Genomic DNA, 17,024 nt, shown 5'->3' with positions numbered 1-17,024 from the left:
CTGCCTAGCAGGGGGTTTTCTTTTTTACACAAAAACAGCCTGACCAAAAAGTTTGCCCCTTTTGGTCAGGCTCAAATCTCTAAATTATAATTCTTTTTCTGCTGCAATCACATCAACTGCGCCGCCTCGTCTCAATTTTTCTAATACGATAGCTGACGTCAGCTGTAATCTATCTAAGCGACATCCCAAATTTACTTCGGTCACAGTAGCAAAAAGAGCGCCCTAAAATGACTATTCAGGCGCCCTTTATATAACGGTTGGTATCCCAATTTAATTATTTAAAAATTCCCCACAAGTTCCTCAATGAATTCATACGGCACGTATGTTTTACGAGGCTCTAACAATGCAGGTACTTCTACAAACTGTTTCGTCGTTCCATTTGTAATGTAAGATTTCGTCCCTCTAGTAATCGTAAATGAAACTTCGCCTTTTGATACAATTGCTCCAACGCCAGTAGAGTCTACTCGGTAGCCCAGTTGCTCAGCAATCAATCGTAAAGGTACCATTTTAACATTGTTGACGATGTAGAAATCATTTTCAGCGATTTGATAAGCTTTTTCGATTTCTGATGGTTGTTCCGATTGCTCATTTCTCTCTAATACAATTACTTTAGAAGGTACTGTTTGAGCAGGGTGGCTTTCTAACACAACTTCATAGAAAATTAATACTTCTTTATCAATAACATCTTCTTTTGATAGTTTTTTACCTGATAAATTCATAATATTTGACTTTTCATTCAAATGAATAATTAAATCTTTTGCGACATTTAAGTAGTTTTGATCAAATTGATCCAACTGTACTGTACCTGGATTATCCGTTTGAGCAATGACTACATCAGGCGAATATTGAGGTGGATAAATCATTATCATTGGTTTAAGACTATCAACATAGGCTGTGATTTGCATGCCTTCCTTCAACTTTAACGCGTTTCCACTATTATCGAAAATGAACGTGTCTTCATCGAAATAAAAGCCGAATGGATTTTCCTTTGAGTCTATAGTTGCAAAGAAAGATCCATTTTCTTTTTCAGTAATACTACTAATGGTTCCACTTACTTGAAAATATTTTAATTGGTACTCTTCTTTAGCTTCAATAACCGGATTGTCATTTACTTCAAGTGCTTGTACATTTCCATCAGGAATCAGCGTGAAGCTACTTAGCACAGCGAATGCACAAAGAGCAGATAATTTCTTTTTCACATGCACCTCTCCTTTCATAATTCCGTTTTCGTTCAATTAGTCGAATAACGACGGAAAAGGTTACAAACTTCCACAAAAATTTCTACATACATAAGTTTGCAAATAAAAAAGGTGCTAGAAAATGGAACTTTTCTAGACACCCTTACATTCTTTTACCTAATTGATTTGTTAAAACTCTCCGCGCCTGCTGTAGTCGAACAAATTTCCACAGTCCTTCGCCACAAATTATTTGTGTCGAGCCTCAAGGGGAGCCGTCTCAAATAGACACTCCGTCGCTTTATTTGACTTCTACTTTTTGCAATTCTTGATAGATATTTTTCCAAGTCGCCAATCGGCTTTCTTCTTGTAGCAATAAGCGTTCTGTTTGAATTTGATTCATCGCTTGGTGATAAATATGTTCGCGTAAACGTTCAGCTTCCTTCGCAATATACGTCCGCGCCCAATCCATCACTTGTTGTTTTTGTTCTTCTAAATATTTCTCAGCATCTGGTTTCGTTAATTCTTCTAACGCTAGTTTCAAATGTTCTTTTTCGTTCTTTTCAAAGAAAGATTTCGCATTTTTGAAATATGATTTTACGGATGCATATTTATTGAAATCATCAAACGGACCATCGAAATCCAATAATTCTACATCTTCAAACTCATAAGCAATAAATGAGAAACTTTGGTTCATTTCCTTCAAAGAACGACTTTCTTCTTTGAAACGTTCTTTCATTTGTTTTTGAATGAATTGTGCGATGCGGAAATTCGTAACTCGAAGTTCTTGAGCAAAGTCAAATTTTAAAGAACTTAACGTTTCCTTTAACGCTTTACTTAAAGCTTCTTGTGGCGACAACGCTGCAAATGTCGATGGATTGTAACTTTCTCTAAAGAAGTCTGGATAACGGTAATAAACTCTTTGCAATACATAATATAATAGTTCATCGAGTTCTTGCTTCGTATCGCTTTCAATCATGCTTGTTCCTAACGAACGATAATGTTTCTCTACATAATCTTCTAGCTGTGCCAATTCCTCTAATCGTTCATCTTTTCGTTTTAAGTTTTCTTCAGTTTGAACAATTAAATCTGATAAACGTTGATGAGTTTTTTCAACTTCCTCATGTAATGCTTGAATCGCAATTGATGCCAAGTCTTCATTTAAGAAGCGATAAAACGCTTGTTCAAACTCTTGCATTCCAGATGCCAATTCCGCCTTCTCTTGCTTCTCACGCAACGCAAGTAAACTGGAGACGCCATACAATTTAGGGAAACGAATGCCGAAGCGCTGCAATTCATTGCGAACGTAAGCTTTCACATCTTCAGCTTCTTCTTGGTTTTTCGCTAAATCGATAGCATTAACGATAAAGAACATTTTGTCCAATTCAAAGGCATCTTTCACGCGACCTAACTGGATTAAAAATTCACGGTCTGCCTTTGCAAAAGCATGGTTGTAATACGTGACGAAAAGAATTGCATCGGCATTGCGAATATATTCGAATGCGACACCTGTATGCCGAGCGTTGATTGAATCCGCTCCCGGTGTATCTACCAATGTCACACCCATACGAGTGAGTGGACAATCATAATAGAAATTAATATTATCCACAAAGCAAGATCGGTTCTCTTCCGCAACAAACCGTTCAAATTCTTCTCGGTTTACACGAAGAATCTCACCGAGTTGATTGCTGTAAGTAGGATAACCTTCTTTATATGCGCGAATAAAGGATTTATGAACATTTAAGCGCTCATCCTTCAGTTCGACTTTTAATGCTTCATCTGCACGATTGTATGCCTCATCTAACGATTGGACCGTCATTCCAATCGCTTCATATGCAAATTGAATATCCTCTAGTAGTTGTTCTTTCGTTTTGAGTTGAACATCTGCTGTTTCATGGTGATGCTGTTCATCTACAGGGCGTATTTTGTTAATGGCCGCTGTTGTTGGGTTTGGGGATACCGGTAATACTTTTTCGCCCATTAATGCGTTTGAGAAACTTGATTTCCCTGCACTAAATGCTCCGAATAAGGCAATCGTAAAATCTTTATGTTGTAGCCTTTCAACTTTTTTCAAAAAGAAGTCGGCTACTTCTTCAAAGCCTTCCACTTGTCTTACAAGATTTGCTGTATGCAAAGCATTGTCAATTACTTCATCGCCTTGCATTGATACACCCATTTGTTGTGGTACCTCTTCTACCACCACTTCTTCTTGTTGCTCTTGTTTCAGCATAGATGGGTCAAACAATCGAACTTCATTTAATTCTTGTTCGAACTTGTTTTCCCACTGCTCTTTTTGTTTTTTCGCTTCATCTCTCGTATTTTTTGATGCATGAACGAGCTGTCTTTCTAAAAATTCTTTTCGTTCGACTATTTCAGAGATGCTTTGAATTGCTTTTACTTTCTTTTCTAGATTATTCAATTTTTGCTGTACCGGAGCTTGTGATGTTTCACCGAGTTCTTTTAATAATGGAAGTTGACTGTCTTTCCACGCATCCGTTTCACGAATAAAGTAGCGACGAGTTGCCTCTCTTACTCGATTAGCAAAGTTTAACACCGCATCCCCTGTAACAATAGCGTTTCTTTGAACACATTCTTCAATTAAAGTAAACGGCACATCAAAAGCGATGGCATCGATTTGACTAGCCCTTTCATCTGTTAATGCTCCAACATCTTTTAATGACTGTTTCATTAACGATTTCATATGACCGATGATTTGCGATTGTAAGATGGTTTGATACTGGTCATAGACATCCTTAATGCGTCGTTGGATTTCCTCTTGAGTTTTCTTTTTCGAAGTGAAAAAGCCGCCTACTTTAAATCCTTCTTGTTGACTCTCTAAATATAGACGCAGTTTTTCTCGGAAGTCAGCTGGTATGACTGCTGCATTTTCTAGCAAGTCATTTCGTTTTTCCTTGAAGCTTTCCTCCCAATTTTCAATGGAGAATAGTTCTGTTTGCAATTTTAATTTTTCATATTGCTCCAAAAGTTCTTCACGGTTATCCCATTCATCGGTTGATAAAACTTCACTATTCTCTTCAAATCGTGCATTCTTTTCTTCCTCTAAAAACGCTAAATGTTCACTTTGCATCTTTTTCAATGTGTTTTCAGCCGTTTCTACTAGGCGATCTTGCCAGTGTTCCATTGAATCCATAACTATGTTTTTTACTTTTTCAAAATCATTGTAAGGATGGTTGAAATCTTTAAGAGATGTGAAAAAGATGCCCTTCGGCTCCACTCCCCAAGCTTTAAAGGAGTTATATACCGATTCTTTATATTCTTCAAATGAAAGTTCTTGTTCATTATGTTTGTCAATCTGGTTGACAATCAAATACACATTTGGATTATATTTCATTAATTGTTTTGTAAATTGGAAGTTTAATTCAGACTGCACATGGTTGTAATCCATTGTGTAAAAAACAATATCCGCAATATGTAATGCTGATTCCGTACTCATACGGTGAGCATCGTCTGTAGAATCGACTCCTGGAGTATCCATCACAGTGACACCGGCAGGCAACTTTGAATCTTTATGCCCAATTTCGATTTGCGTAACGAGGTCGCCATTTTTACTTAATTCTTTTACCGTTTTTATATCATATCCAGCTTCAAATTTGACAGGCTTGTCGTCTTTCATATAACAAATAGCGAAATCTTCATCTGATTTATGGACTTTTACGATATTTGCACTCGTCGGAATCGGGCTAGAAGCTAAAATATCTTCACCGGATAATGCATTAATCATACTAGATTTTCCAGCTGAAAAATGTCCGGCAAATCCAATGACATATTCTTTTTGTAATAGTTTTTTAGCAAATAAGTGGAGCTTTTTCATTCGCTCTGTATCTTCATTATTCTTAAATATTATGTATTGAATTGCGGATTGCTCTAACAATTGTGATATTTTTTCGTCAAAACTACTCATGGAATAAATACCCCTTTGCCTTCATTTTGTCACAATTATAATATTAACATGCTTTTCAAGTAAAATCGCTAGTAAATCAAAAAGATTACAAGAAAAATGAAGTTTTTATTGAGTATATTTAGAATGTGTGAAAATACAAAAAATTTGTGCCAATCGCTAAAAAAAGTTGATTGGCACTATTTCGTTACATTTTTAAAGATGTATGTACCGATCCAATAATATATGGCAATCGTCCCAGCAATGAATGCGTAAACCATTCGTTTTTACCCCTTTTTTCGATGAGAATTCTTATCAATTATTATAATAAAAATAAAAATAATAATAAATATACAAAATTCTTCTTAATTTCGGTTTTTTTTCTGCTAAAATAGGTAAATAAATACAAAAGGATGCGATAAGATTGATGTCTATGACTTCTAAACATGTACAAACGATTTTAAACGGTGCAATCTACACATTAAAACAAATCATCCCAATGAATATCAACATTCAGTCTCCCTCCTTTTTGACCGAGCCTTTTACCCATAAAGAAATTGGCGTTCTAGTCGGTTTGACTGGTGATATTAAAGGTAGAGTAATACTGGATAGCAATTCCGCTATTTTTTCTGCGATAGGAATGAAAATGTTCGGCATGAATTTAGAAGGCGAAATGTTGAAATCATTTACAGGGGAATTCGGTAATATGTTTGCTGGAAATTTAAGTATTCAGGCAAGTGAAAAACAACTATTTATTGACGTGACTCCACCGACAATACTCATCGGCAAGACGACTCTTCACGGTATCGATAACGCCATTAAATTACCAACTATCATCGAAGATATAGGTATGTTGACGGTTTTGCTTACAATCGATAATAAGTAATTTTTACATAGATTTTCATAAAAATTTATTAAAAAATATAGAACGATATTACGTTTTTTTGCATAAAATGTCTCTTTTTTTGAGACATTTTATTTTTTTGCTTCCATCGACTTTCACAGGAAATTCACATTTCCAGTATTGAACTGTGATTTTTATCACATCTTGGAAGTTTGATTTTTATTATGATGAACGTGAAGTATCATATTTGAGTTCATTTCATAGGAGGGAGAGACATGACAAATCACAAAAAGAATTCTTCGGAGGAAAATTTAACAGGTACTCTTTTAGCGACTTTTGGTATAGGTCTAATTATTATTATTTTTTGGATCGCTGCATTCGATTTATACATCGGTCGCTTCTAACACTTGAGCAGGAGGGAAAACAATGCACATACACAAGTATGAGAAATGGTGGTTAATATTTGGCACAGGTACACTCATCGTGTTCTTAATTGTTCTCGGTGTAAGCGCATTCCATGGAGGAACGCATCCAAATAACTCGAAATGGACGATAAACAACTACGAAAAAGTAGATGAAATCGCTCCTTTCAATAACCCAGGAATACACAAAGTAGAAGGTAAAGACTGGGATTATGAAGTGGTACTTGTTGCACAAGCGTTTGCTTACACTCCAATGGAACTTGAAATACCTGTTGGTTCTAAAGTTCGTTTCATCGCAACGACAAAAGACGTTATTCACGGTTTTGAGGTTGCAGGAACAAACATAAATATGATGCTTGAACCTGGATATGTATCAGAAAAAATTACAACTGTCGATAAAGTTGGAGAATATACAATCGTATGTAACGAGTATTGTGGTACTGGTCACACATTAATGTACTCGACTTTAAAGGTGGTGGACCCTAATGACAACAACAACTAAGGAAACCGTACAAAGCACTGTATCAACAAGTTTAAAAAAGCAACTTGAAATGGTTGATCGAAGAGATGGTAAATTAGCATTAGCATATATCTATATCGCATTTATAGCCGTATTATTAGGTGGTATAGCTGGATTACTTCAAGTATTAGTTCGTGCTGGTACACTTCAGCTCCCTAGTTTTCTTAACTACTATCAAGTGTTAACAGTACACGGTGTTTTACTCGGACTTGTATTAACAACTTTCTTCATTATGGGATTCCAAACAGCTGCTGTTAGTCGAACTTCTGGTACATTTACAAATAAACAACGAACTATTGGCTGGATTGGTTTCTGGATTGCTACAATTGGATTAGTTGCAGCAGCCGCAATGATTCTAACGAATGAAGCTTCTGTTCTTTACACATTCTATGCACCATTACAAGCCCACTGGGTATTCTACCTTGGTTTAGCATTAGTAATTGTTGGTTCTTGGTTTACAGGTTTAGCACAAATTATGCGTTTTGTTCAATGGAAGAAAGAACATAAAGGCCAAAGTACACCGCTATTATCCTTTATGGTTGTAGTGAACAACTTCTTATGGTATGTCGCTACATTAGGTGTAGCAATTGAAGTATTATTCCAATTAATCCCTTGGTCAATGGGATTAGTAGAACGTGTTGACGTACTACTTTCTAGAACATTGTTCTGGTATTTCGGTCACGCATTAGTTTATTTCTGGTTATTACCTGCATATATGATTTGGTACACAATCATTCCTAAAATCATCGGCGGTAAAGTTTTCTCAGATGCTTTAGCAAAATTAACATTCATGTTGTTCTTAATTCTTTCAGTACCAGTTGGTATTCACCACCAATACACTGAACCTGGTATTGATCCATTATGGAAGTTCATTCAAGCAGTATTAACATTCTTCGTCGTAGTTCCATCATTAATGACTGCCTTTTCTATGTTTGCAACATTTGAATTGCGAGGACGTGAACTTGGTGCGAAAGGCGTATTTGGATGGTTCAAAAAATTACCATGGAATGATTCAAGATTCTTACTACCATTCATTGGTATGGTTGCATTTATTCCTGGCGGTGCCGGTGGTATCGTTAACGCCTCTTACCAAATGAACGAACTGATTCACAATACAATTTGGGTAACAGGTCACTTCCACTTAACAGTAGCTAGTGCTGTTGCATTAACATTCTTTGGTACAGCATTCTGGTTAATACCGCACCTAAATGGTAGAACTTTAACAAAACGTGCTAATAGCATGGCAAACTGTGCAGGAATTTTATGGGCTATTGGTATGACGATTATGTCGAGTGCCATGCATATCGCAGGTTTATTAGGCGCACCACGTCGTTCTGATTACTCTACTTACGGTGGTTCAGAACAAGCGGCTGAATGGCTCTCTTATCAAATTGCTCAAGCGGTTGGTGGATCAATCTTATTCATCGCAATATTAGTAATCACTGGATTAGTAATTTACGTAGGTTTCTTTGCTCCTAAAGGTGAGGAGGATTTCCCAATTGCAGAAGTTGCACCAGGAGCTGCTAAAACTCCAGCTGCTATCGAAAACTTCAAACTTTGGGGCGTCATCATGATTGCAGTAATTATCTTCGCTTATACAATTCCAATCATCGATATTATATCTAACTCACCTCTTGGAGCTAAAGGCTTTAGATTATGGTAAGAAAAAATGCAACACAATTCCCTCCCCACATTGACGGGGAGGGTTATTTATGCACATATTATGAACTCAACTTTCGCAGAGTAATATCTTATTGCAACTCTTGATATGACTGTTTTATATCGTCTTTCATTATTTCTCTTGTTTTTTATTGATTTTATTTTTTTAAAAGAAAAAGACACCTATCTTTTGGTAAAATTATGGTGAACAAACCAAATACCAAAGAAGGTGTCACCATTATGATAACGAAAAAAGATACTTTTGCACAACTACCAAAAGAACTTGAACGAAGATTTTCTGAATTAAATATAGGCAAACATTTGAGAAAAGCGAGAATTACTAAGGGATTTGGTTATTCATGCTTATCTATTTTCCGTCTTATTTTTTTGCTTGTTTTCCAATATAAAAATTGGTTTCAAGCACTTCAAAGTAAGAAAGCCGTGGACTTACCTAAAAAAGATACGATCTACCGTTTTCTAAATTCATCTACTTATGCTTGGCGAACTTTTTTACTTTCCTTATGTCAAGATCTTACTGGACGTATAAAAAAGCTTACATCAAACAACAGAGTGAAGGTGTTTATTGTTGATGATTCACTCTTTTCACGCAACCGAAGCAAGTCTGTTGAACTTCTTTCACGAGTATTTGATCATACAGAGAAACGATTCTATAAGGGGTTTCAGTTGCTTACTCTTGGTTGGTCTGATGGATATTCTTTTCTACCTGTAGACTTTGCTTTATTGAGTTCAGCGAAAAAGGAAAATCAACTTAACGGGGTCGATGAATCCATTGATAAACGCACTTCCGGCTACAAGCGTCGTCTTGAAGCACAACAAGATAAGCCAAGCGTTGTCTCTGCTTTATTGGATCATGCCTTAAATGCAGGAATTACAGCTGATTATGTGTTAATGGATACTTGGTTTACGCATGAGCCTTTGATTGAAAAAATCACGGATAAAGGTTTATTTGTCATTGGTATGGTCAAGCAGCTAAAACAACGTTATTTCATAGATGGTGAAGCCCATACTCTGGATGAACTCTTTAAAAAAGCAAAGCGTACCATGGAAAAGAAAGACCTACTCGGTTCGATCCATGTTCATCTTGCAAAAGGACGACAAGTCAAGATTGTATTCGTGCGTAACCGCAATAAAAAGAGTGAATGGTTAGCCATTTTGAGTACAGATACCACACTTTCAGATGAAGAAATTGTGCGTATTTACGGGATGCGCTGGGACATCGAAACATTTTTCAAGTGTACCAAATCATTGCTTAACCTAGCAAAAGAATTTCAAGGTCGTTCGTATGATCTGTTGATTAGTCATACAACGATTGTGTTTACTCGCTTTATACTCTTAGAGTGGGAGCGTAGACAAAACAACGATCCTAAAACGATTGGAAATCTCTTTTTTCTATTATGTGAAGATGTAAAAGATATGAATCTAGAGAGTGCATTGAATCAATTATTAGCGATCTTCCAAACATTAGCAGAAGCTAATGTTTGTTTGAACATGGAATTATTTAAAAGTAAAGTACAAGAATGGATTGCGTCTTTACCCAATTACATCAAGAGATGTCTGACAATATCTGTGTGCGAAAGTTGAGTTATGAATATTAAAATATTATGAACTTTTTTTCAATAAGTATTTTGAATTTTACATCATAATTCCACCATCTACATGTAAAATATGACCTGTGATGTAATTTGATTCATCCGAAGCTAAAAACAAGTAAGCGTTTGCAATATCGATTGGCTCCCCTAACCTTTTTAAACTTGTAATCGATTCCATATAATTTAATATTTTCTCTGGCATCTTTTCAACCATTCCTGTTTTCGTAAATCCTGGAGCGACAGCGTTCACATTTATACCCTTTCTTCCAAGTTCCTTCGCCCATGTTTTTGTCATGCCGACTATTGCCGCTTTTGCAGCAGCATAATTTGTTTGCCCCACATTCCCATAAACACCGCTTACAGAAGAAGTATTAATAATCTTTCCATGTCCTTGTTCAATCATCACTTTTGAAACCGCTTGCGTACAATTGAAAACTCCCTTTAAATTTACATTGATGACTTCATCAAATTGTTCTTCTGACATTTTTACAAGCATCGCGTCCCTTGTAATACCTGCATTATTGATTAAAATATCAATCTTGCCATAATGTTCCTTCACTTTTTCAACCATTTTTTCAACTTCTTCTTTTTTTGCAACATTTACTTGGTAAAATAAAACATCATAACCTCGCTCAGTTAATTCTTTTTCAAATTGTTTTCCTTCTTCTGCTTGTATATCTGCGATGACTACTTTTGCTCCCTCTTCCAAAAACCTAATGGTAGCGGCCTTACCTATTCCATTTGCACTTCCTGTTATAATGGCAACTTTCCCTTTTAATCTCATATTTCTCTCCCTTTTTCGAATAGATTAATCCGTACATCTTTTACAATAACAGACATTCATCGACATAGACAGCATTGACACGACCACTTTCAACAATTTTTAAAAAATTATATTCTTAAAAATAAAAAAATATGCAAAAAATCTATATAGACTTTTTGCATATATCTGTTCGTTCATTATTGTGGTTTCACTGGCAATACTTCAACAAAACGTGATTGTACTGCATTATCTTCTTGATTTAATAAAATGTGAACGTCACCGTAATCTTTTGAAGTGCGGATGAGTCGACCAATTCCTTGTTGCAATCGCAGTAACATAAATGGTAAATCTACTTCTTCAAATGGTTTCTCAACAAATTTTCGTTTTGCATCAAAAAGCGGATCTTTTGGTGGGAATGGTAATTCATAAATAACAACTTGTGTCAATGCCTCTTCTGGCAAGTCCACACCTTCCCATAAATGATAGGAACATAGAGTTTTAATAGTGCCATTTTTGAAATCTTGAATAATGGATGTTAATTCCCGATCTCCTTCGAAACCAACTGTTAACCGTGACATGATTGGTAATTTGTTTTTAAAATTCAACATCGATTGTCTAGATTTAAACAGTACCAATGTTTTCTTATTTTGTTTTAGCAGCTCTTCTACTTTTTTCACTTTCTCATCTTCATTCAATTCATGTATATATATTTTCATAACTTCATCATAATCAAAAGGAGAAGGCACGCTAAAATGCTGATACTTTTTCACACCCAAACTGGAAGCAATGTAAGAAAAATCTTTATTGACTGATAATGTTGCGGATGAAAAGATAATCGGTATATTGTTCGAGAATAACTTCTCTTCTAATACTTCTGTAATTAATCTCGGCATGATGACTAACGTTTCTTCGCCATCCGTATCTTCCAACCAATCGACTGCTTCGCTTTTTGAAATAAATATTTTTAAAGCAGCTTCATACTCTTCTAAAAATTCTTCAACAATATTCAATTCATATTCCGGAATAACGTACATTTCTGATTCAAAAACAAACTCTTCCAATAATTTTTCTACATCATCGATTAGTTGCTTACCTAATGCCAATAATTTTTCGGATTTCTGAATTGTTTTTCTGTCTTCATTGGATGGTACGATATCTTCCCGAAGTTGATCAAAAAATAATTCGTGGTCATCTTGCAATTTTTCCATCGCATATAACGTGCTTTCACGAATACCGTCTACCATTAATTGATCTAGCAATTTTACAATGGTATAATTTTGCACTTTATATGTCATCGCTTTTTGAGCCGCATATTCCAATAAATGCCCTTCATCTAATACAATCAACGAAACATCAGGTAAAAGTGTTAATTGCCCTTCTCTTTTACGAGATTCTTTTGTTACTAAATGTTCCATTAAAAAATCTTGCGAGCAAATAATCAAATCAGCCGCTTTTCGATAGTGCATACGATGCAGCGTCTGACCACAACGATTACGTTTCTCGCACGTACTACACTGCATAATGGAATTGTAATTCACCTTATTCCAATTTTCATCGCTAATTTGTGGATAATCGCTTCTTGCACCATAAAGTGGGATTTGTACAGCTGAACTTTCAGCAAACACTTCTTCTGGAATGTTGAAAGCAATCTCATCTATCCATTCATCATCTTCATACAATTCCGCTTCCTCAAAACGTTTTAAACACAAATATTGATCACGGGATTTCGCGAGCCTTACATCAATTTTCAATCCTAAATATTTCTCAATTTTTGCGATGTCCCCTTCAACTTTCACAAGCTGATCAATCAATGTTTCATCAGCACATGCAATTAAAGCGGGTTTCCCTTTGTAACGAGCGTAAGCAATTGCAGGCAATAAATAAGCGAGGGTTTTCCCTGTTCCAACACCCGCTTCCGCAAACAAAACGTTATTTTCTTTTAATGCTTTCTCTATTTGATAACTCATAAAAATTTGTTCGTCCCGACATTCAAATCCTTTTTCGGGTAATACATCATAAAAAATGTCGCCAATCCAATCCCCTAAGGAATCAAAAAAACTTTTCTCTCTTGATAATTCAAAAGGTAATGATGGTCTCATTGTTCAAATCTCCTTTATGAATGCCTACTTTTTAGACATTAAGAAAAAGTGTCTCGAATCTATTCAAGACACCTATTGAAGTCTACATAATCTTTGCTAATCACTAACAATATTTATATTATAAGAAAATCGACATAAATTAACAATATTCGATATTCATAGGTTGTTACTTGATGGATTTCTGTCCCCAAAATTGATAAAAATCAGTACGAATAAATCCATTAAATAATTTTCTTTTTTTTGTTGCTTTTTTGCCGTACAATTCTTCAATATTGTCCATTGAAGACAGCAAATAAACCGACCAGGTTGGATAATTTCTCATTATTTTACCTAGTTCAACAATAACCTTTTCAATTTGCTCACGCTCACCAATTCTTTCACCATACGGAGGATTCGAGATGATTACCCCGTCTGTTAAAGTAGTCGTAAAATCAGTTGCTTGCATTTGTTTAAAAGTAATAAGATCACTAAAACCTGCTTCCATTGCATTGTCTTGTGCAATTTTCACCATTCGATGGTCGATATCTGTACCTAAAATTTCAAGATGCTGATCATAGTTTGCTAAGTCTTCTACTTCCACTCGGGCATCGTCCCAAATTGACTTATTCATCCAATCCCATTCTTCCGAAATGAATTCTCGGTTATATCCAGGAGCAATGTTTTGGCCAATCATCGCTGCTTCTATTGGAATCGTACCTGATCCGCAAAAAAGATCTACAAAAGGTCTGTGAGGTGACCATTTTGAGATTTTTACCAAAGCGGCAGCCAATGTTTCTTTTAAAGGTGCATCACCCTGGCCTACCCGATATCCTCTTTTGTGGAGTCCCGCACCACTTGTATCAATTGTCAGTGTTACCAAATCTTTCAAAATTGATACTTCAATTTTAAAAGTTGCTCCCGATTCTTCTAAAAAGCCAATACGTTTATAAGCATGTTTTAACCGTTCCACAATCGCTTTTTTTACGATTGCTTGACAATCCGGTACACTATATAAAGTTGATTTCACTGATTTTCCGCTGACAGGGAAGTTTGCATCAACAGGCAAATATTGTTCCCATTCAATGGCTTTTGTGTTCTCAAATAATTCATCAAAAGTCGTTGCAGGGAATTGTGCAACAACGATTTTTACTCGATCGGCAACTCGAAGCCAAAGATTTGTTCGAGCAATCGCTCTTTCATCACCTTCAAAATAGATTTTGCCGTTTTCTGTTTTCGTTTCGTATCCTAATGCTTTTACTTCGTCTGCAACAATTGATTCTAATCCCATTGCAGATGTTGCTACTAGTTGAAATTTTGTCATTTACATCCATCCTTGATGTTCAATTTCCCATATTTTCAAGAAGTCTATTATATCATCAATTCGCTTAGGCTTACAAAAATAATATCCTTGAATATAATCACAACCCATATTCTTTAATAAGTTGCATTGTTGAATGCTTTCAACCCCTTCAGCAACAACTTGAATATTCAAGCGGTGAGCCATTTGAATAATTGCATCAACAACAGCTTGTTTATCAGCAAAAGCGGTAATATGTTGAATAAAACTTTTATCAATTTTCAAAAAGTCAATCGGAAATCTTACTAAGTAGCTGAGAGATGAATAACCCGTGCCAAAATCATCGATGGCTATTTTAAAACCAAGTTGCTTTAATCGAACTAATTTTCTAATCGTATCCGCATCGTTATTCATAATTGTTCGTTCTGTTACTTCCAACTCTAAATTTTTTGCTGATATGTTATTTCGTTCTAATATCGTTTGGATTGATTGTAAAAAATTATATTGCTGAAAGTGAAGCCCGGAAATATTAATTGAGATTTGGAGATTTGGAAAACCTGATTGATGAAGATAACTGATATCATTACATACTAAATCAATGATTAATTCTGATAAAGGGATAATTAAGCCGCTTTCTTCTGCATATGGAATAAATTCATTTGGCGAAACATATCCTAATTTTTCATTTTCCCAACGAATTAGCGCTTCTAAACCCATTACTTGATTTGTAGTTAAACATACTTTTGGTTGATACATTAAAGTAAATTGTTTATTGTCTATCCCTTTTCGCATTTCATTATCAAGAATTAATAATTTGGCCTTATTCACATTTAATTCATCAAAATAAAAGGAGAAATGATTCGAACTTTTTTGCTTTGCATAATACATTGCTTTATCTGCACAATAGATGAGCTCGTCTGTCGTTTGGCCGTCAATGGGGTAAAGGCTAATGCCAATGCTCGTTGACATATAGATTTCATGACCATCAATAAAAAAAGGTTCCTCTATATTACGAATAATTTTTTCTGCAAAGTGTGCAGCCTCTCTCGGGTGAGAAATATTTACTAAAGTGATGATAAATTCATCTCCTCCATGGCGGGCAATTATATCTTTTTCACTGACTAAATTTTTTAAGCGGTTCGCTACTTCCAGAAGCAAAGCATCGCCAATTATATGACCTAACGTATCATTTACTTGCTTAAAACGATTTAAGTCTATGAAAATCACAGCATGTTGTACTTTCATTTTTTTATTATTCAAAGTGTTGGAATCCAAAAGAGAATTCATTTTCACTAAGTAAGAATATCGATTATTCACATTGGTAAGTGTATCGGTTAAGATTTTATTTTTTAATTCATCTTCAATAATCTTTTTCTCTGATATATCAGAAAATATCCCGATATAGTTTGTAATTTCCCCTTGTTCATTTTTAATGGCCTTAATTTTTAACCACTCAGGATAAATTTCTCCATCTTTTTTTCGATTCCATATTTCTCCTTGCCATATCCCTTGTTGATGAATGGATTCCCACATAGATTGATAAAATCTGTGATCATGCATGCCAGATTGGAGGATTGTAGGATTTTTTCCAACAACCTCATCAAAATGATAGCGAGTTACGTATTCAAAAGCTGGGTTAACGAATATAATTCTCTTCGTTTCATCCGTTACGAGTACGCCTTCAGTAATATTATCCATAATGATTTTTAATACCTTCGCTGATATTGACTCGGTTATCTGTTTATCTATTGATTGATTTTCATTTTTCTCCACCATTATCCATTCTCCCCCGCATCGATTATATAAAGAAAAGCTCTCCTTTAATGGAGAGCTTATGACGATAATTTTAATTGAAGTATACGATGAACATTTAAAAATGTGTTTGTTTCCTTATCATAGTGATTTCTGTAAGCCATGTTCTGTGCCTGCGTACTCAAACGGCGATCGCCTCGTACTGTCAGGTAGTAATCATCTATCTACGGGAAGAACCACTCTTCCCGTCCCTCCCTCCGTTCATTTCCTTCGGGAGGGCGCCCCTACCATAATTTGGGTTTCTCACTCGTGGGGTTTACCGCGTTCCACCTTCACCGTTTCCGATGAAGCTACGTCACTGTGGCACTTTTCAGGAAGTGTCAACCATATCCAAAAAGGACTTAGGTCTTCCTTCCGCCGTCAAAGCTGCGTAAGCTTTGCCTTACCTTATTTTTTCGGTAAGCACGAACACTACGGTCATCTCAGATCCGTGTGAGCATGGACTTTCCTCTACAAACGAAAATCGTTTGCAGCGATTACTCGAAACCACTATGATCTAAAAATCATTATACTAGACAATTAATTCAAAAACAACTTGAGGATTTTATCAATCATACAATTTACTTCCAAACACATGTTTCTCTAAATTCGATAACCGTTTTAAAATATCAAAATTCGTATTTCCTAAAGTTGGTTGAGGGATCTGTTGTTTCTTAGTCGCATTTTCTAGTTCTTTTTTCAAACGTTCGTTTTCAGCTTGTAATTCTTCAATCATTTTATTGAAATTGTCGTAATCTTCCATGATAATATCTAAAAATTGGTCTACTTCATCGACATTGTAGCCCTTCATTTGTCTTTTAAATTCTTTTTCCAATATCATTTTAGAATTTAATTTTATTTTCATGCACATCGCCCTTCCATCGATACATACGTACCCTATATTATATCACATATAACGTTATAAAAGGACAAATAAACATCTTATAATTATATTTTTTGCAATTTT

The 17,024-nt window shown here is 35.4% G+C and carries 12 protein-coding genes and 1 other RNA gene; 5 read left to right on the top strand and 8 right to left on the bottom strand.

Annotated elements, in window-relative coordinates:
• Positions 1–278: 278 nt before the first annotated feature.
• Both NST98_RS02050 and NST98_RS02045 read right to left on the bottom strand, forming a co-directional pair.
• A complete protein-coding gene (locus NST98_RS02050; RefSeq protein ID WP_340714271.1) occupies positions 279–1,199 on the bottom strand; it encodes a copper amine oxidase N-terminal domain-containing protein in 921 nt (306 codons plus the stop codon).
• A gap of 277 nt (positions 1,200–1,476) precedes the next feature.
• Positions 1,477–5,097 (bottom strand): dynamin family protein, encoded by a 3,621-nt coding sequence (locus tag NST98_RS02045; protein WP_340714270.1) that lies wholly within the window; start codon positions 5,095–5,097, stop codon positions 1,477–1,479.
• 409 nt (positions 5,098–5,506) lie between these two features.
• On the opposite strand from NST98_RS02045, the gene NST98_RS02040 reads away from it, so the two are divergent.
• From NST98_RS02040 to NST98_RS02020, 5 genes are all read left to right on the top strand, one after another.
• Positions 5,507–5,959: a chemotaxis protein CheX gene (locus tag NST98_RS02040; protein WP_340714269.1), complete on the top strand. Its 453-nt coding sequence runs from the start codon at positions 5,507–5,509 to the stop codon at positions 5,957–5,959.
• A gap of 233 nt (positions 5,960–6,192) precedes the next feature.
• A complete protein-coding gene (locus NST98_RS02035) occupies positions 6,193–6,321 on the top strand; it encodes a hypothetical protein (RefSeq protein ID WP_016837008.1) in 129 nt (42 codons plus the stop codon).
• A 22-nt stretch (positions 6,322–6,343) separates the two neighbouring features.
• A complete protein-coding gene (locus tag NST98_RS02030; RefSeq protein WP_340710016.1) occupies positions 6,344–6,841 on the top strand; it encodes a cytochrome c oxidase subunit II in 498 nt (165 codons plus the stop codon).
• Positions 6,842–6,890: 49 nt separating this feature from the next.
• On the top strand, positions 6,891–8,522 hold the full coding sequence (locus NST98_RS02025; RefSeq protein WP_026018956.1) for a b(o/a)3-type cytochrome-c oxidase subunit 1: 1,632 nt from the start codon (positions 6,891–6,893) through the stop codon (positions 8,520–8,522).
• 236 nt (positions 8,523–8,758) lie between these two features.
• Positions 8,759–10,120, top strand: coding sequence for an IS4 family transposase (locus tag NST98_RS02020; RefSeq protein ID WP_096550514.1), 1,362 nt, complete (start codon positions 8,759–8,761; stop codon positions 10,118–10,120).
• A gap of 51 nt (positions 10,121–10,171) precedes the next feature.
• On the opposite strand, the gene fabG is transcribed toward NST98_RS02020, so the two are convergent.
• The 6 genes from fabG to gpsB form a co-directional block, all read right to left on the bottom strand.
• Entirely contained in the window at positions 10,172–10,912 is a 741-nt protein-coding gene (fabG, locus tag NST98_RS02015) for a 3-oxoacyl-ACP reductase FabG (protein ID WP_340714268.1), read from the bottom strand.
• Positions 10,913–11,088: 176 nt separating this feature from the next.
• On the bottom strand, positions 11,089–12,990 hold the full coding sequence (locus NST98_RS02010; protein ID WP_340714267.1) for an ATP-dependent DNA helicase: 1,902 nt from the start codon (positions 12,988–12,990) through the stop codon (positions 11,089–11,091).
• 166 nt (positions 12,991–13,156) lie between these two features.
• Positions 13,157–14,290: a THUMP domain-containing class I SAM-dependent RNA methyltransferase gene (locus tag NST98_RS02005; protein WP_340714266.1), complete on the bottom strand. Its 1,134-nt coding sequence runs from the start codon at positions 14,288–14,290 to the stop codon at positions 13,157–13,159.
• A complete protein-coding gene (locus tag NST98_RS02000; RefSeq protein ID WP_340714265.1) occupies positions 14,291–16,042 on the bottom strand; it encodes an EAL domain-containing protein in 1,752 nt (583 codons plus the stop codon).
• Between the two features lie 127 nt (positions 16,043–16,169).
• Positions 16,170–16,566: RNase P RNA component class B (rnpB, locus tag NST98_RS01995), an RNA gene on the bottom strand.
• 59 nt (positions 16,567–16,625) lie between these two features.
• Positions 16,626–16,922: a cell division regulator GpsB gene (gene gpsB, locus NST98_RS01990; RefSeq protein ID WP_340714264.1), complete on the bottom strand. Its 297-nt coding sequence runs from the start codon at positions 16,920–16,922 to the stop codon at positions 16,626–16,628.
• Positions 16,923–17,024 lie beyond the last annotated feature (102 nt).

It is taken from the genome of Ureibacillus sp. FSL W8-0352 (genome assembly GCF_038004345.1).
In the GTDB taxonomy this organism is placed as follows: Bacteria; Bacillota; Bacilli; order Bacillales_A; family Planococcaceae; genus Ureibacillus; species Ureibacillus thermosphaericus.
This window is presented reverse-complemented; position numbering and strand designations above follow the sequence as displayed.

Excerpts from the sequence above, each read along its gene's own strand:
- NST98_RS02045 (WP_340714270.1), bottom strand. The coding sequence starts at position 5,097 with ATGAGTAGTTTTGACGAAAAAATATCACAATTGTTAGAGCAATCCGCA.
- NST98_RS02040 (WP_340714269.1), top strand. The coding sequence starts at position 5,507 with ATGACTTCTAAACATGTACAAACGATTTTAAACGGTGCAATCTACACA.
- NST98_RS02035 (WP_016837008.1), top strand. The coding sequence starts at position 6,193 with ATGACAAATCACAAAAAGAATTCTTCGGAGGAAAATTTAACAGGTACT.
- NST98_RS02030 (WP_340710016.1), top strand. The coding sequence starts at position 6,344 with ATGCACATACACAAGTATGAGAAATGGTGGTTAATATTTGGCACAGGT.
- NST98_RS02025 (WP_026018956.1), top strand. The coding sequence starts at position 6,891 with ATGGTTGATCGAAGAGATGGTAAATTAGCATTAGCATATATCTATATC.
- NST98_RS02020 (WP_096550514.1), top strand. The coding sequence starts at position 8,759 with ATGATAACGAAAAAAGATACTTTTGCACAACTACCAAAAGAACTTGAA.
- fabG (WP_340714268.1), bottom strand. The coding sequence starts at position 10,912 with ATGAGATTAAAAGGGAAAGTTGCCATTATAACAGGAAGTGCAAATGGA.
- NST98_RS02010 (WP_340714267.1), bottom strand. The coding sequence starts at position 12,990 with ATGAGACCATCATTACCTTTTGAATTATCAAGAGAGAAAAGTTTTTTT.
- NST98_RS02005 (WP_340714266.1), bottom strand. The coding sequence starts at position 14,290 with ATGACAAAATTTCAACTAGTAGCAACATCTGCAATGGGATTAGAATCA.
- NST98_RS02000 (WP_340714265.1), bottom strand. The coding sequence starts at position 16,042 with ATGGTGGAGAAAAATGAAAATCAATCAATAGATAAACAGATAACCGAG.
- gpsB (WP_340714264.1), bottom strand. The coding sequence starts at position 16,922 with ATGAAAATAAAATTAAATTCTAAAATGATATTGGAAAAAGAATTTAAA.